This window comes from Streptomyces sp. NPDC088252 (assembly GCF_044740965.1).
Lineage (GTDB): Bacteria > Actinomycetota > Actinomycetes > Streptomycetales > Streptomycetaceae > Streptomyces.
Genome location: NZ_JBIURS010000002.1, coordinates 403,829 through 418,263, shown reverse-complemented (window position 1 = coordinate 418,263; position 14,435 = coordinate 403,829). Strand labels below are relative to the sequence as shown.

14 protein-coding genes are annotated in these 14,435 nt (G+C 71.5%); 5 read left to right on the top strand and 9 right to left on the bottom strand.

Features of this window, described 5'->3' with window-relative positions; genetic code table 11:
• Positions 1 to 224 precede the first annotated feature (224 nt).
• Complete coding sequence (locus tag ACIOHC_RS05685) at positions 225 to 2,372, bottom strand: FG-GAP repeat domain-containing protein (RefSeq protein ID WP_389636094.1); 2,148 nt, start codon at positions 2,370 to 2,372, stop codon at positions 225 to 227.
• A 504-nt stretch (positions 2,373 to 2,876) separates the two neighbouring features.
• On the opposite strand from ACIOHC_RS05685, the gene ACIOHC_RS05680 reads away from it, so the two are divergent.
• Positions 2,877 to 3,272, top strand: a complete 396-nt coding sequence (locus ACIOHC_RS05680) for a nitroreductase/quinone reductase family protein (protein WP_351071787.1) — start codon at positions 2,877 to 2,879, stop codon at positions 3,270 to 3,272.
• A gap of 80 nt (positions 3,273 to 3,352) precedes the next feature.
• Here ACIOHC_RS05680 and ACIOHC_RS05675 read toward each other — a convergent pair whose 3' ends face one another.
• From ACIOHC_RS05675 to ACIOHC_RS05665, 3 genes are all read right to left on the bottom strand, one after another.
• Positions 3,353 to 4,807 (bottom strand): SPFH domain-containing protein, encoded by a 1,455-nt coding sequence (locus ACIOHC_RS05675; protein ID WP_351071784.1) that lies wholly within the window; start codon positions 4,805 to 4,807, stop codon positions 3,353 to 3,355.
• Between the two features lie 69 nt (positions 4,808 to 4,876).
• On the bottom strand, positions 4,877 to 5,386 hold the full coding sequence (locus ACIOHC_RS05670; RefSeq protein WP_351071782.1) for a hypothetical protein: 510 nt from the start codon (positions 5,384 to 5,386) through the stop codon (positions 4,877 to 4,879).
• 120 nt (positions 5,387 to 5,506) lie between these two features.
• Positions 5,507 to 5,992, bottom strand: a complete 486-nt coding sequence (locus tag ACIOHC_RS05665) for a peroxiredoxin (RefSeq protein WP_351071781.1) — start codon at positions 5,990 to 5,992, stop codon at positions 5,507 to 5,509.
• 98 nt (positions 5,993 to 6,090) lie between these two features.
• Between ACIOHC_RS05665 and ACIOHC_RS05660 the strand changes: the two genes are divergently transcribed.
• The 3 genes from ACIOHC_RS05660 (at position 6,091) to ACIOHC_RS05650 (ending at position 9,166) form a co-directional block, all read left to right on the top strand.
• Positions 6,091 to 6,855: an alpha/beta fold hydrolase gene (locus tag ACIOHC_RS05660; RefSeq protein WP_351071779.1), complete on the top strand. Its 765-nt coding sequence runs from the start codon at positions 6,091 to 6,093 to the stop codon at positions 6,853 to 6,855.
• A gap of 94 nt (positions 6,856 to 6,949) precedes the next feature.
• Positions 6,950 to 7,222: a DUF1876 domain-containing protein gene (locus ACIOHC_RS05655; protein ID WP_351071777.1), complete on the top strand. Its 273-nt coding sequence runs from the start codon at positions 6,950 to 6,952 to the stop codon at positions 7,220 to 7,222.
• 270 nt (positions 7,223 to 7,492) lie between these two features.
• Positions 7,493 to 9,166, top strand: coding sequence for a SpoIIE family protein phosphatase (locus tag ACIOHC_RS05650; RefSeq protein WP_351072324.1), 1,674 nt, complete (start codon positions 7,493 to 7,495; stop codon positions 9,164 to 9,166).
• 23 nt (positions 9,167 to 9,189) lie between these two features.
• On the opposite strand, the gene ACIOHC_RS05645 is transcribed toward ACIOHC_RS05650, so the two are convergent.
• From ACIOHC_RS05645 to ACIOHC_RS05625, 5 genes are all read right to left on the bottom strand, one after another.
• Positions 9,190 to 10,038, bottom strand: a complete 849-nt coding sequence (locus ACIOHC_RS05645) for a GNAT family N-acetyltransferase (RefSeq protein WP_351071774.1) — start codon at positions 10,036 to 10,038, stop codon at positions 9,190 to 9,192.
• A gap of 89 nt (positions 10,039 to 10,127) precedes the next feature.
• Positions 10,128 to 10,760 (bottom strand): hypothetical protein, encoded by a 633-nt coding sequence (locus tag ACIOHC_RS05640; protein ID WP_401841580.1) that lies wholly within the window; start codon positions 10,758 to 10,760, stop codon positions 10,128 to 10,130.
• Positions 10,757 to 12,094, bottom strand: coding sequence for an MAB_1171c family putative transporter (locus tag ACIOHC_RS05635; protein WP_351071768.1), 1,338 nt, complete (start codon positions 12,092 to 12,094; stop codon positions 10,757 to 10,759). Before ACIOHC_RS05635 ends, ACIOHC_RS05640 begins: the two co-directional genes overlap by 4 nt.
• A gap of 43 nt (positions 12,095 to 12,137) precedes the next feature.
• Positions 12,138 to 12,764 carry a toxin gene (locus tag ACIOHC_RS05630; protein WP_351071766.1) on the bottom strand — a complete coding sequence of 209 codons (627 nt, stop codon included), beginning with the start codon at positions 12,762 to 12,764 and terminating at the stop codon, positions 12,138 to 12,140.
• A gap of 6 nt (positions 12,765 to 12,770) precedes the next feature.
• A complete protein-coding gene (locus tag ACIOHC_RS05625) occupies positions 12,771 to 13,238 on the bottom strand; it encodes a hypothetical protein (RefSeq protein WP_351071765.1) in 468 nt (155 codons plus the stop codon).
• A gap of 731 nt (positions 13,239 to 13,969) precedes the next feature.
• On the opposite strand from ACIOHC_RS05625, the gene ACIOHC_RS05620 reads away from it, so the two are divergent.
• Positions 13,970 to 14,173: a cold-shock protein gene (locus ACIOHC_RS05620; protein WP_351071762.1), complete on the top strand. Its 204-nt coding sequence runs from the start codon at positions 13,970 to 13,972 to the stop codon at positions 14,171 to 14,173.
• Positions 14,174 to 14,435: the final 262 nt, after the last annotated feature.

The window sequence follows — 14,435 nt, the reverse complement described above, 5'->3', positions numbered from 1 at the left end:
TTGCCCGCGCGACAAGCGACGGCCGCCGGGCGGGACGGATGTCCGGCTTCATCGACGACTCACGGGTTCTGGCACACATTCCGCGAGCGGTCTTGAGTCCGGCCTCAGTGGACCCCGGTGACGCGTGGTTCGCGCAGCTCACACGACGCGCGCGCCCACTGCCGGCGAGAGCCGGCGAGATCTTTCACGGTATGTGTGCCAGAACCTGAAGATGGACGGCGCCGTCAGGAGATGCGGATGTCCGACCAGTTCGTGGCCTTGCCGACCTGCGACCGGTTGTCGAAGCCGCCGTGGCCGTTGCCCCGGTTCAGCCAGGCGCGGCCGGTCTTGTCGAGCGAGATCAGGTCGGCCCGGCCGTCCCCGGACAGGTCGAGCCCGCCGACCACGTCCTTGTAGGAGGTGCCCCAGTCCTTGAAGACGAGCGACCGGGGCTTGAAGGTGCCGGTGCCGGTCCCTCGGAACCGCCACAGCTCGTTCGACGCGTCGAGGGCCAGCAGGTCGTTCTTGCCGTCGCCGTCGAGGTCCCCGGCGGCGATCAGCCTCTTGTAGCCGCCGAAGCCGGACCCGGCGAGCGAGCGGGCCTTGAAGCCGCCCGCGCCGTTGTTCGCGTACACGTACAGCTTCCCGGTCGAGGCGGACCGGGTCAGCAGGTCGGCCCGGCCGTCGCCCGTCACGTCGCCGGGCGAGACGACCGCGTCGTACCCACTCCAGTCCGAGGAGACCTTGACGTGGAACGACTGCTGGTCGGGCAGCCCGCCGCAGACCGTCGGGTAGACGCGGGCCCCGCCCTTCGGGTAGCGGACGAACACGTCGTTGCAGCGGTCGCCGTCGAGGTCGCCGAACGGCAGCACGAGCGTGCCGGTCGGCCAGCTGCTCGCGCGCTGCCCCGCGGACAGCTTCGTCGCGTCGCCCGCGTACACCTTCAGCCCGGTGCTGCCCCGGCCGAACAGGTCGGACTTGCCGTCGTCCGTGTAGTCACCCCACTTGGGCAGCGCGCGGCTGGTCGTGGTGGCCTGCTGGACACCGTCCAGGACGATGCTGTTCGTGTCGGTCAGCTTGTACTCGTCCCACAGCACGACGGGCCGGCCGAGCGCATCGGCAGCCACCCGGGGCGCCCCGGTGGACCGGGCACCCGTCGCGCTCAGCCGCCGCGGGGCGGACCAGGTGCCGCCTTTGAAGACGGCGGCCCTCGTGTACTCCTCGCCCGAGTAGCCCTCCCGCCACGTGACCGTGACCGTGCCGCCCGAGGTGGCGGCCGCGCCGACCGCGCGCACCTTCTTGTGCGTGGAGAAGCTCTGCGTGTACGGCTGCCAGGCGCCGGTGGCCGCCGAGCGCACCGCGTACCAGGGGCCGGTCGAGTAGCCGGGTGCGCCGGCGACGAAGAGGTCGCCGTTGGGCAGGTGGACGGGCGCCGTCATCCCGTACGTGCTGCCATAGTTGGCGGCGGACCGCGGGGTGCTCCACTGCGTGGCGCCGACGGCCCGGCGCGTGTGCATGAGGCGTGAGGTGTGGTCGTAGAACACGTCGAAGCCGCCCTGTGGACTGGCGAACACCTTCGGGCGCGCCAGGTCCACGCCCGGGACCGGGAAGCCCTTGACCGCGGTCCAGGCGGACGCGCCGGGAGTCTTCTCCAGAGCGACGACGGCCTTGCTCGCCTGCCACTGCCACACCAGCAGAGCGGTGCCGTCCTCGGCGACCGCCAGGTCCATGGCGGAAATGTCCCGGCTGCCGGACGGCGGTTGCTCGTTGAGGTCGGCCGGAGCGGTCCACGCGGCCTGCGGGCCGGTCTTCCCGGCGGCCTTCACCACACCGGAGACCGACCACACGGCGAGCAGTCGGCCATTGGGGGCCGCCGCCAGGTGGTGGTAGCCCTTCTCGGGGACCGCGGCGACGTACTCGGGCTCGGAGAATGCGGTCGCGCCGGGCGTGAGGGTGGCCACCTTCAGCCAGTAGTTGTCGTGGTCGTCGGCGCGCTTGGCCCGCCAGACCAGTCGCACCGTGCCGTCGCCGAGCGAGACGAGCTCGGTGTTGTACCCGCCTGCGTCCGGCCAGGTCTGCGGGGCGAGCCAAGAGGTGCTGCCGGCGGGCCGGATCCGGGTGGAACGGGAGAGCCCGTCGCCGGTGAGGGAGACGAGGGCGCCGTTCCCGGCCGACTCCAGGGCGTTCAGCCCGCCCGAGGCGGAGGCGGGGTCGGGGTTCGCGGCGTGCAGGGTGCGGGTGCCCCACGGGCCCGGCGCACGCGTCTCGACGGCGGCCGTGGCGGTGGTGCCGGTGGCCGCGGCTGTGGGGTGGGCGGCGGCCGGGGCCGTGGCCGCCAGCGCGAGGATGGGAGTGAGCGCGATGCCGAGCACCACGCGGGACTGCGAAGTCATGGGAAGGCCCCCCCGGGCAGGCGTATCCGGTGACACGGATTCGCTGAACTGTTCGATCAAGTCGGGCGCAGCGTATATCAGCCGAGACCGTCCCGTGCGGGGGATTCCCTGCCCCTGCTCGGAGGAATTCGGCCGGTGTGCGCGGCACCGGCAGGGTCTCGGTCGGACCGTGCCCGCCGATCGGTATCCACCTGCCTGGTTCGGGGCGACCCACGCATCGGCAAGGGCTCCGTCGCCGATCGCGCCCCGCAGCACGTGGGCTGCCCGGCGGGCCGCGACGGAGAGCGAACCCGATCCACTGCCGTGGCGGGAGCGGATCGCGGCGGTCAACGAGAGCGAGCAGGGGCGCGAGCGAGGTCAGGGATCGGGTCCGTCCGCGGTTCTCGCCGCCACGCGCGCTTCCGGCAGCGTCCGCGATACGGCGACAGGTCGTAAGCTCGCGGTCACAGTCGTCAGGGAGCGGCCGGGACGCCCATGGGCGACGACCGGCGGAAGGGACACGCGATGGCGGACTTTCGAGAGCTCAAGTTCCGGGCGGTCACGGCGTTCCAGCGGCATGTCGCCAACCCGCTCACCAGACGGTTGCGGTCGCAGACCCTCCTGGAGACGACGGGCCGCACCTCGGGCCTTCCGCGCCCCACCCCGGTGGGCGGCCGACGCGTGGGCCGGGAGTTCTGGCTGGTGTCGGAGTACGGCGAGAAGTCGCACTACATCCGCAACATCCAGGCCGATCCCCGGGTCCGGGTCAGGATCAAGGGACGGTGGCACACCGGTACCGCCCACCTCCTGCCCGAGGACGACGCCCGTGCCCGGCTCAAGAAGCTGCCGCGGGGCAACAGCGCCGCGGTGCGGGCGCTGGGGACGGACCTGCTGACGGTGCGGGTGGATCTGGCGGACTGACGCCGGCCCCCACCGGTCCGGACGTGCGCGTGCCCGGCCGGTGCGGTGCCGGCCGGGCACGGGCGGGGGTGCGGTCCGGATCAGTCGGTGATCTCGATCTTCCCGTCGGCGGTCGCGGCGGGCGCGTCCGCGGCCCGGTCGGGAAGCCCGGCCGAAGTCGCGCCGACGGCGCCGCCCTTGAGGTTCTTCAGCAGCGCGGCCAGGTCGACTCCCGTGGCGGAGCTGAGGAGTTCCATGCCCTGGGCGACGTTGTCCGTGACCGTACGCGACACCCGACTCGCGCCGTCCGTCGAGATCACGGTCATCTTGTCGATGGCGCTCAGCGGTTCGGACGCCTTGGCGACGACCTGCGGCAGCACCTCGACCAGCATCTGGAGCACGGCCGCGTCGCCGTAGCGGTCGAACGCGTCCGCCTTCTTCTGCATGGCCTCGGCCTCGGCCGCACCCTTGGCCGCGATGGCCGCGGCCTCCGCCTCGCCCTCGATGCGTACGGCGTCGGCGAGTGCCGAACGGTGCAACTTCTCACCCTGACCGGTCAGCCGGGAGCGCTCGGCGTCCGCCTCGGCCTCCTTGACCTGGGCGATCCGGCGGGCCTCGGCCTCCTGCTCGGCCTGGTAGCGGGCGGCGTCGGCGGGCTTGCGGACCTTGGTGTCGAGCTCGCGGTCGGTCAGTGCGGCCTGGCGCTCGGCGACCTTCTCCTGCTCCTGAAGGACTTCCTGCTGACGCGCGGCCTCGGCGAGCGGGCCCGCCGCGTTGGCCTTGGCCGCGGCGGCTTCCGTCTCGGCCTTGATCTCGGCCTGCTTCAGGTAGAAGGTCCGCTCGGCGATGGCGATCTCCTCGGCCGCCTTGAGCCGGGCCTGCTCGGAGGCGCGCTTGGCGATCGCCTCGGCGATGTCCGCCTCCTGCTTGGCGCGGGCGGCCTCGGGGCGACCGAGGTCTTCGAGGTAGGAGCCCTCGGTGGTGATGTCCTGGATCTGGAAGGCGTCCAGGATCAGGCCCTGGCCGGAGAGGCTGGCCTCGGCCTCCTCCGCGACCTGACCGGCGAACGCCGCACGGTCGCGGATGATGTCCTCGACCGACATCCGGCCGACGATGGCGCGCAGGGCCCCGGAGAGCACTTCCTGGGTGAAGCCGACGATGCCGTCCTGCTGCTGGAGGAATCGCTGGGCGGCGGCCCGGATCGCCTCCTCGCTGCCGCCGACCTTGACGATCGCGACGCCTTCGAGGTTGGACTTCACACCCCGCAGGGTGACGGCTCCGCGCACGGCCACCGGGATGTGCCGACTGGACAGGTCCAGGGTGAACTTCTGCTGGACGAACGGGACGACGAAGACGCCGCCGCCGACGACGACCTTCTGGCCGCTGTTGTCGATGCTGGTACGGCCGGTCACCGGGTCGGTCGACTTCTTGCCGCGGCGTCCGGTGATGATGAACGCCTCGCTGGGCCCGGCGACCTTGTAGCGGGTGATGACGACGAGGGCGAGCAGCACCAGGAGTACGACGACTCCGACGACTGCGGTCACGACTGGGCTCATAAGGGTGTCCCCCCTGCCTCCCTGTGGGGACGGCAGCTTGTTTTCGGACGGTGCAACGGCTGACGGTGCTCAGCGCTCGACGGGGCGCACCGCGACCGAGGTGGTCGACAGCGCCGCCTCCACCCAGATCTCGGTGCCGCGTGCGACCGGCACCGGGCTCTTCGCCGCCAGCTTCACGGGCTGGCCCGCGAGCCGCAGGAGGACCTCGCCGTAACCGTCGGCCGGGATGGCCGTGACGACCGACCCGGACGTGCCGACGAGATCCTCGCCGCGCGGTGTGGTGCTGGTCTGGTCCCTCATCAGGGCCTTGCTGAACTTCCAGGTCAGCCAGGCCGCGACGATCCCCGCCAGCACTCCGGCGGCGGTGGCGACGACCGTGCCCGCGCCGGTGGTGCCGAGCACGATCGCGCCGCCGAAGCCGAGCATGGAGAGGAATCCGGCGATGACGGGGAGGGACAGGAGGCCGTCGAAGAGGCCGTCCAGCACACCTCCGAAAAGGCCTTCGAGGATCCCGTCGAAGATCAGGGACAGAGCGAGCAGGACGATTCCCGCGATTCCGAGACCGAGAAACAACGTCACGTGATCACCTTCCCCGGTCTCCGGAATCCCCCGCGCATGTCTCCCCCGAACATTTCCGTCGAACTGGCTGCATGCTCCCATACGCGCCCGGCAACGGACACTGCCGGGTTCCGGCAATCTTTATGCGGTTTTGATGCCGGACAGTTGTTCGGCCAACGTGTCCAGGGACTGGAACGTGGCTCCGAGGAGCGCCACATGCTTCCAGCGCAGTACGCCGTCCGGCCCGATGAGGAAGACCGCGCGGCGCACCCCGATCCCGGGCGCCGCGACGCCGTAGGCGCGGGCGGTCTCCCGTCCGGCGTCCGCGAGCAGCGGCATCCGCAGCCCGTGGGCGCGGGCGAAGGACTCATGACTGTCCACACCCTGTGGACTGATTCCCCAGACCTCCGCGTCGAGTTCGTCGAAGGTCTCCATGCCCGAGGAGTACGAGCAGAGCTGCTTGGTGCACACGGCCGTGTTGTCGCCCGGGTAGAACGCGAGGACCACGGCGCGCCCCCGTGCGGCGGAGAGGGCGTAGTCGCGGCGCTCGAACGTCTCGCCGGTGAGCGCGCCGCCCGGCAGCGTGAAGTCCGGTGCGGTCCGGCCGATTTGCGGTGACGATCCCATGTCGGTTCCTCCGGGGTTCGGTGCTGCGGAAGTGTTCCGGGTGGTGCTCCGTACAGCATGCTCGTCACGGGACCGGCCCCCCGCACCAGGAGGTACCCATGCGAGACCGACGACCACCCTCCGCCGCCGTGCTCCTGCTGCACGGCGGCCGTGAGACGGGCCTGGGCCCGCCCCCGCCCGGCCCGCTGAACCTGCCCGCGGCGCGGATGCGTCCGTTCGCGCGGGCCCTCGCCGGGGCGACGGGCGACGGCGCGGCGGACATCCTCGTACGCCCCGCCCGCTACGCCCACCGCGGCTGGAACGGCCCCCGCGAGGACCCGTACCACGACGCCGTACGCGCGCTCGACGACCTGCGCCGCGAGGCCGGTGAGATCCCGGTGGTACTGGTCGGCCACTCGATGGGTGCCCGCGCCGCCCTGCGCGCCGCCGGCCATCCGCTGGTGCGCGGCGTGGTGGGCCTCGCCCCGTGGTGCCCGGCCGACGATCCGGTCGCCCAGCTCGCCGGCCGCGATGTCGTTCTGCTGCACAGCACCCGCGACCGGGTCACGAGTCCCCGGGAGTCCCAGTCCTTCACCGTCCGCGCCCGCCGGGCCGGTGCCCACGCCTGTCTGATCGCGATCCGGGGCAGCGACCACGCGATGCTGCGGCGCGCCGGTGCCTGGCACGAGCTGACGACATGTGTCGTCACCGGTCTGCTGGGTCTGGGCCCGCTGCCCGGCGCGGTCACGACGGCGCTCCGCCTGCCCCTGGCCGCCCCCGCGACGGACGGGACCCTCGACCTGGACCGGCTCGATCTCGGTCGGCGGGACCACGCCCCGTCCGGACACGGGCGGCCGGGGGCCGGGGGCCGCGGGAGAACGTGACGGCGCGCGGTGCCGGCGGCACGTTCGTTTCCGGGGGTGGCGCCGTGGTGCAGGGGCGGGGGAACGGGCGCACCCTGGTAGGGAGGTGATCGTCATGGTGCAGACAACTGTCGGGTGGCATGTGGACCTGGAATTCGAGGAGGACACCCACCGCACCCGCGCGGCCGCACTGGTCCGGCTTCCGGACGGGAACGAGGTGCGGGCCCACGGGTATGCGAGCCGTCACCCCTCCGACAAGGATCAGCCGCGGGTGGGTGAGGAGATCGCGGGAGCCAGAGCGCTCAATGAACTGGCGATGAAGATGCTGACGAAGGCGCACGACGAGATAGACGAGGCGTCCGGCCGTACGTCGCACCCGCTCACCTGAGCCGCGACGGCCGGAATCCCCGCCGCCGGAGTTCCGGGCGTTCACACGTCCGGGGCCCGGCGGCCATGTGCGGTCCGTTCCCCCGCGGGAGGCGCCGCGTGCGCGCGGAACGGGGCGGCCGGGCCCGCCCGGCGGACGAGGGCGCGGCGGGATCCGGCCGCGGATGCGCGGCGCGGGTGGGCGGCCGACGATGGAAGGCCGGGCTGCGGGAGGCCCGTGCCCCCGCCCCAGGAGGTTGACGTGCAGGCCGATGCGTACGCCCACGGCGCCATGCCGTTCGACCCGGCGAGCCTGGTGGCTCTGGTCGAGGACACCATGGCCGGGGTGGGTGTCCTCGACATGGGGCTGCGGTATCTGTACGTCAACCCCGCCCTCGAACGGCTCAACGGGGTTCCGGCCGCCGAACACCTCGGACGCACCGTCTCCGAGGTCCTCCCCGGGGTCGACGCGGGCGAGGACATGATGCGGGCCGTGCTCGCCGACGGGAAACCCCGTGAGATCACCTCCAGCGGATTCACCGCCGCGGCGGGCACCGGTCGACGGTACTGGCACGGGGTGTACCACCGGCTGGAGGTCGGCGGGCGGATCGTGGGCCTGGCCGGGATCATGCTGGAGATCATGACCTCGGACCGGGGACGGGAGGAGCTGGCGCAGGCCCGGCGGCACCTGACCCTGCTCGACATGGCGGCCACCCGGATCGGCACCACGCTCGACATGGACACCACCTGCTCGGAACTCGTCGACCTCGTCGTACCGGGCCTCGCGGACCTCGCCACGGTCGAGGTGTTCCCACCCGATGTCGCCGCTCCGGTACGCCCCGCGCCCGCCGGTGTGCTGCGGCTGCGCAGGGCGGCGCTGACGGCGGTGACCGGGCTGCGCGCCGAGCTGCCGGGGTTCGGGCTGACCGGTGAGTACATCGACTACCAGGAAGGCGCGGCCGTACAGCGCTGTCTGGCGACCAACCAGCCGGTCGTGGAGAACCACACCACCGACGAACAGCTCAGGCACTCCGCCCCCGCTCCCGATCGGGTCGCCGCCTACCGCGCCCTCGGGATGCATTCGGCGGTCATCGTGCCCCTCGCCGTACGCAGCCGTCCGCTCGGCATCCTCGGCCTGATCCGCGCCGGGAACTCACCGGACTTCACGGACGAGGACGTGGTGGTCGCCCGGGAGCTCGCCGGCCGCGCCGCCGTCGATCTCGACCACGCCCGCCGGTTCGGCCACGAGCACACCATCGCTCTGGAGCTGCAGCGCGCCCTGCTGTCCGAGCCGCGCCCGCCGCACCCGCACATCGAGATCGCCACCCGCTATCTGCCGGCCGACCGGAGCGTGATGGTCGGCGGCGACTGGTTCGACGTGATCCCGCTGCGGGACGGACGGCATCTGAAGGCGATGGGCGATGTGATGGGCCACGGGGTGGAGGCGGCGGTCGCCATGAGCCACTACCGCTCGCTGCTGCGGATGTTCGCCGACGACGAGCTGCCGCCGCACCGCATCCTGGAACAGCTGGACCGGATGGTCGAACGGTCCGGACTGGACCGGGCGGCGACCTGTCTGCTGGCCGTCGTCGACCGGGAGGGCGGGGCGTGCGAGGTGGCGAGCGCCGGCCATCTGCCGCCGGTGCTCATCGATCCGGGAGCAGCGGGAACCAGGGTGTGCGACGAGGTGCCGGTGGGACCGCCGCTCGGCACCGGGTTCGGCGGGTACCGGACGACATCCGTGGAGTTCGGGCCGGGCACGGTGCTGTTCCTGTACACCGACGGCCTGGTGGAGCGGCGCGGGGAGGACATCGACGTCTCCGTCGCCCGCCTCAGGGAACTGAAGCTGCCCGCGGGCGGGAGCCTCGACGAGCTGCTGGACGACGTCCTGCGGCGGTTCGGGCCGGGCGCGGAGGACGACATAGCCGTGCTGGCCTCGCGCACCCGGCCCCGCACCACCCCCTGACCGGGACGCGGCACCCGGGCCGGTCAGCCCAGCTCCAGGCTGGTGATGCCGAACAGGCCGGTGTGCTCGACATCCGGTGACGGGCCCGTGTACATCCGGGCGGTCTCGAACGAGGGAGTGAGCCCGAGCTGTTCCGCGAGGCGCACGGCCGCCGGATTGACGTCGGGTACGTCGATCGCCACCGGGGTGTCCGGATCGGTGGCCGCGAGCGCGCTGATGAGGGCACCTGCCACCTCGGGCGACCGGGCGTACACGGGACCGATGCGGGACGACGTACGGCAGGGGCGCGTCACGGCGAGGCCCCGCAGCTCCCCGTCGCGGACGGCGGCGAGCGAGGTGCGCCCGGGACCGGCGATCCACGGGGCGAGGAAGCTGTCGCGGTCGGCGGGGAAGAAGCGGCGGTCGTAGGAGGCCAGCCGGTCGAACGGGACGGAGCGGGCGTCGACCAGGGCGGTGCCGGGCGGGACGGGCAGACCGGCGGGCGGCCGGCCCTCGTAACGCATGTTCGTCCAGACGGAACGGAAGCCGGATTTACGGTAGTTGGGCTGTTGGGCCACGACACCGTCCAGCCCGACGTTGCGCCCGTCCAGCCGTGCCATGCCGGCCTGCCACAGCTGGATGCCGTAGCCCTGGCCGCGCAGCTCGGGGCGGGTGAGGTAGAAACCCAGGAACCCGAAGTCGCGGCCGTAGCGGACCACGGAGACGCAGGAGACCGGAGTGCCGTCGAGCCGGCCGATCAGGAAGCCGCGCGGGTCCGTGGAGAAGAAGGCGTGACGGTCGGTCAGCCCGGGGTTCCAGCTCTCCTCGTGGGCCCATTCGGCCAGCATCGTGAGGTCGTCGGCGCTTGCGGTGGTGATCTCGAAGTTCGGCACGGGGCACCTGTACCCCGGGGGCGATCGGTTCAACGGTGGTCTTTGCGTCATCACCCGGTCCGTGGCCGGGCCGTGCCGTCGAACGCCGCTCAGCCGAACAGGAACGTGCCCGCCGTCGCGGCCCCCAGCGACGCCCCGGCGACCGTCTGCGCCACCGAGTGGTATCCGAGCGCGACACGCGACCAGCACACGGCGACGGTCATCGCGTACGCGAGCAGCCACCACGGAGAGTGGACCACGGCGCACAGCGCGACGACGGCCGAGGCGACGGCGGCGTCCACCGAGATCTTCCAGACGGTGTTGACGGCCAGCAGGATCACCGTCATCGCCCAGAGGGCGAGCATCGCCACGAGGATGCCGGTGGGGGCGTGGCCCAGGACCATCACCAGTGAACCGGCGCCTATGGAGCCGAGGATGACGAAGAAGATCGGGGCCCGTTTGGTGCGGTCGACGACATGGCGGTCGCCCCAGGTGCCGCGCCCCCGCTCCCATTCGATGTACCCGGCGGGAATGATCCCGGCGCACAGGGCGCCGAGGAGGCCCCAGAGGAGTCCGGTCCAGTGACCGGCGGCGGCCAGGCCGATGCCGAGCATGCCGACCAGCAGCAGATTGCGCGGCTGGAAGACGTCGGTGACGGTGCGCGCGGCGCCGGTGTGCGGCGAGGCGGCGGCGTCGGTCGCACCGGTGGGGCCGCTCGTTCCGGTGGTGTCGGTGGACGTCATGCTGTCTCCTCCAGGGACGGGGTGCGGGCCGGTGCGGTGGTCCCGGCGTCTGCCGCGGACTGCGCGGACTCTGCCGACGCGGCGGACACGGCACGGGCCAGCACCCGCTCCGCCCGGTCCTGAGCGACCGTCCGGTAGGCGGCGGCCACCCGGACCAGCCAGGCCACCTCGCCGTCCTGGTCGGTGGCGTGCTGGTCCTCGACCGTCGCGGCGCCCGAGGCGGGCGCTCCGGTGCTCCTGGCCCGCAGCGCCGCCTTGATCCAGTACGCCTCGGCGAGCGGTCCGGCCCTCCCGTCGTCCGGGCCGTCGGCACGGGTGCCGTCCGCGGCGGCGGCCCTGGCGGCCGGGAGCAGGGTGTCGGGGACGTAGTGGCGCAGCTTCTCGACGGCGTCCGCGATATCGGCGGCCCAGCGGTCGACACGCAGGTCCGCGGGGGTGTCGAAGCGGGTCAGCTCGCGGGCCAGCGAGGTCGGCGGGTCGAAGGGCTGCTCGGGGAAGGCCGTCATCAACTCGTACCAGAGGCCGTGCAGTGCGACCTGGGCCCGCCACAGTTTCGCGCGTCGCTGCCCCTTGCTGAGGGCGGGAATGGAGGCACCCACCGCGAAGAAGGCGAAGAGCACCACCTGCGCCGCCTCGGTGATCTCGTCGAACTTCAGGGCGACGTTCTCGCTCGGGGTGTCGACGACACCGACCCACAGGAACAGGGTCCGGCTGACGGTGTACCCGACCCCGATGAACATGGCGAAGGTCATCATCCCGAGGCCCACGCGCAGATGGCGCAGCCCGGCACCGGCGGTGGCCAGCGCCCACTGGTAGGCGCAGACGGCGGACGCGGTGCCCAGGTAGAGGTAGAACACGCTCATGTACAGGGTGGCGCCCCACTGTCCCGCGTGGTCGGCGACGAAGCGGTCCGAGGGTACGGAACGGTCGACGACGGTGAAGAACAGCACGGTCAGCAGGATCAGCGTGGCGATCGACGCCTTGGCCGCCACCTGCTGGATGGCGCGGGCGAAGCGCACGTGGCGCGGAACGGCTCCGGCGTCGGGGTACCGGCCGTAGATCGCGACGATGTAGCTGAGGATCGCCAGGATCGCGATCGTCGCCGTGTAGTGCTTGATGAGGACGGCGAGGTCGGTGACGGCGCTGTCGTTGAGGGCGATGCGCACGGCCCGGGTCTTGGTCCACAGGGCGGCGGCGAATCCCGCGTAGCAGCCCCACAGGGCCCGGCGGCGCTTGTCTTCCTCGTCGCCCCACAGGGCGGCCGGCATGCGCCACAGGGCGACGGCCGTCATCAGGGCCGCTACGAGATAGCCGGCGAGATCGAGCGGGGTCACGGCGGAATCCTCGGGAGTGGGGGAGCGGGGGGACCGTTCGGTGTCAGGTGCGGCGGAACAGGCCGCGGCGGCGGTTGGCGACGGGCCGGGAGAGGGAGTTCGCCAGGCGCCCCACCATGTCGTCGCTCGTCACGTCCCTGGCCATGCGGGGAATGAGCGAGGCGCCGAACTCGGCCATGCGTTCGTCGTGGGTGTCGTACTGCGCGCGGGCCTGCACGGTGCCGTCGCCCGAGCGGAGCGCGTCGGCGATCGTGGCGGCCACCGGCTGCGGAGCACCGGCGGCCGCGGGGGGCCGCGGCGGGGCCTCGGTGCCGAGGACCCGGGTGATCAGCGAGGTGTCGAAGACCGGCAGCAGCCGCCGGAGCTGTTCCGGATCGAGGGAGGTGCCGTGGTCGAACCACTCGTGGCACAGCTCGTGCAGGATGACGTGCTGGGTCTGGTACGCGGTCGGGCGGCGCCGGTAGAGCACGAAGCTGGTCCCGCCGGTCTTCAGCCGCAGACCGCAGGCGGCGTTGACGCGGGCCAGCCGGTCGGGCATCTCGTGCAGCACGATGGTGCGGCCGCGGGCCGCCTCCATGTTCGCCACCAGTGCGTCGATGGAGAAGGGGGCGGGGATGGGCAGGTCGGCCAGCCCGGCCTCGCACTCCTTGCGCAGTTGGCGCAGCGACATGAGGACCTACTTCTCCGGCTCGCCGAAGGGGGCGGCGCCGCCCCCGCCGGCGGTGTTCCGCCGTCCCTTGGCGTCCTCCAGCAGGGAGAGCGCGAACTGCAGCAGTTCCGGCGGGAGTCCGTCCTCGTCGAGGCCGCGCCCGGCCAGTCCGTTGATCTCCCCCGTACGCCGCTTCGCGAGGAACTGCAGGCCGGCGACGACGTCGTCGACGACCTCGGACTCCTCCTTGAAGAACCGCCAGTCCACGCCGAAGCCCAGACCGAGTGCCTTGAGGATGTCCTCGGAGGGCTGAGTGACCTTTCCGGCGAGAATGTTGGAGAAGTAACTGTGCGAGAGGGAGCCGCCGCGTTCCTTGACCAGATCGGCGAAGACCCGTCCCGAGACCTTCTGGCCGGGGAACGTCTTCTCCACCATGTACTCGACCTTCTGCTGCAACGTCCGCAGCTCCGGCACACGTTCCTTGCCGCCGTCCATCCGGTCCCCCACGTATCCGCACGTCCGACCGGCGCCGCGCGGTCTGCGATTCGGTCAACGGGCTCGTACTGTAACGAACCCTGACGGGGCGTCCTGAGTGTGGTCGGTGATACGGGAGCGGGCTTGCGCAAACACTCTACGTCACTGTTAACTCGAAAAAACACGGGCAGGGAACCGCGAGGGGAGTCCCCTGCCCGTGAAGTCGGCATGAGTAAAAGGGACATGTTTCGCATAGTGGTGTAGCCCTTCACGACGGGGGATGCGTGAAGGGCTACACCTGCATTATGACCGCTGGTCAGGTCGTCATCAACTGACCGATGGGTCAGTGGGTGTGCGGTGTCGCGGCGCGTGGTCCCGACGGTGGCCCGTGGCCCTCCCGTCGCCGTCCCGCGCCGTCGGCATCGCCGGGACGACGCGGTGCGGTGCGAGAGCGGGCGCCGGGGCGGGCGAATATCCGTGGCCGTCGGAACAGAATTCCACGCAATGTGCGACGACGATTTATGGCGTACCGGTGGGATGCAATTATTTGCCGCGCCCGGACGCGTCCGTCGTGCTACCCTGGATGTGGTTGCAGTTGTGGTTCCCAAAGATTCCAAGTGCTCTCGTCGACCCAATGTGACGGCGAGAGCGCTTTTGCATTTCCGGCACTTTGTCCTGGATGGGGTAATCATCGCGGCGACGTGGAATTCACGCAGTGTGAATCCCGGACACTGCCCCAGAAGGAGATAAAAATGGCTACTGGCACCGTGAAGTGGTTCAACGCGGAAAAGGGCTTCGGCTTCATCGAGCAGGACGGCGGCGGCGCCGACGTCTTCGCCCACTACTCGAACATCGCCTCCAGCGGTTTCCGCGAGCTGCAGGAAGGCCAGAGGGTGAAATTCGACGTCACGCAGGGCCAGAAGGGTCCTCAGGCGGAGAACATCACCCCCGCCTGATCCTGCTGCTCCGGCGCCGACGCGCTGTGACGCACTTGCTCAGCTGGGGCCCGCACCTCGGGGTGCGGGCCCCACCTCGTTGTCTTCCGGGGCCCGCACCGTGCGCTGCGCGGCGGATGCCCCCCGAGGCCCCCGAACCCGTTGTCCGGTACGGATCATTTTTCTCAGCCGGGCTTCGCACACGTATGTCAACGGCCCGTTCTTGCGATTCCTGTGCCGCTCGTCGCCGCAGTGAATTCCTCGATACGCGCCATATCGAGGA

Bases quoted from the DNA above. Each gene is read 5' to 3' on its own strand.
- ACIOHC_RS05685 (WP_389636094.1), bottom strand. From the start codon at position 2,372: ATGACTTCGCAGTCCCGCGTGGTGCTCGGCATCGCGCTCACTCCCATC.
- ACIOHC_RS05640 (WP_401841580.1), bottom strand. From the start codon at position 10,760: ATGACGTCCACCGACACCACCGGAACGAGCGGCCCCACCGGTGCGACC.
- ACIOHC_RS05675 (WP_351071784.1), bottom strand. From the start codon at position 4,807: ATGAGCCCAGTCGTGACCGCAGTCGTCGGAGTCGTCGTACTCCTGGTG.
- ACIOHC_RS05660 (WP_351071779.1), top strand. From the start codon at position 6,091: ATGCGAGACCGACGACCACCCTCCGCCGCCGTGCTCCTGCTGCACGGC.
- ACIOHC_RS05620 (WP_351071762.1), top strand. From the start codon at position 13,970: ATGGCTACTGGCACCGTGAAGTGGTTCAACGCGGAAAAGGGCTTCGGC.
- ACIOHC_RS05650 (WP_351072324.1), top strand. From the start codon at position 7,493: ATGCCGTTCGACCCGGCGAGCCTGGTGGCTCTGGTCGAGGACACCATG.
- ACIOHC_RS05665 (WP_351071781.1), bottom strand. From the start codon at position 5,992: ATGGGATCGTCACCGCAAATCGGCCGGACCGCACCGGACTTCACGCTG.
- ACIOHC_RS05630 (WP_351071766.1), bottom strand. From the start codon at position 12,764: ATGTCGCTGCGCCAACTGCGCAAGGAGTGCGAGGCCGGGCTGGCCGAC.
- ACIOHC_RS05655 (WP_351071777.1), top strand. From the start codon at position 6,950: ATGGTGCAGACAACTGTCGGGTGGCATGTGGACCTGGAATTCGAGGAG.
- ACIOHC_RS05625 (WP_351071765.1), bottom strand. From the start codon at position 13,238: ATGGACGGCGGCAAGGAACGTGTGCCGGAGCTGCGGACGTTGCAGCAG.
- ACIOHC_RS05680 (WP_351071787.1), top strand. From the start codon at position 2,877: ATGGCGGACTTTCGAGAGCTCAAGTTCCGGGCGGTCACGGCGTTCCAG.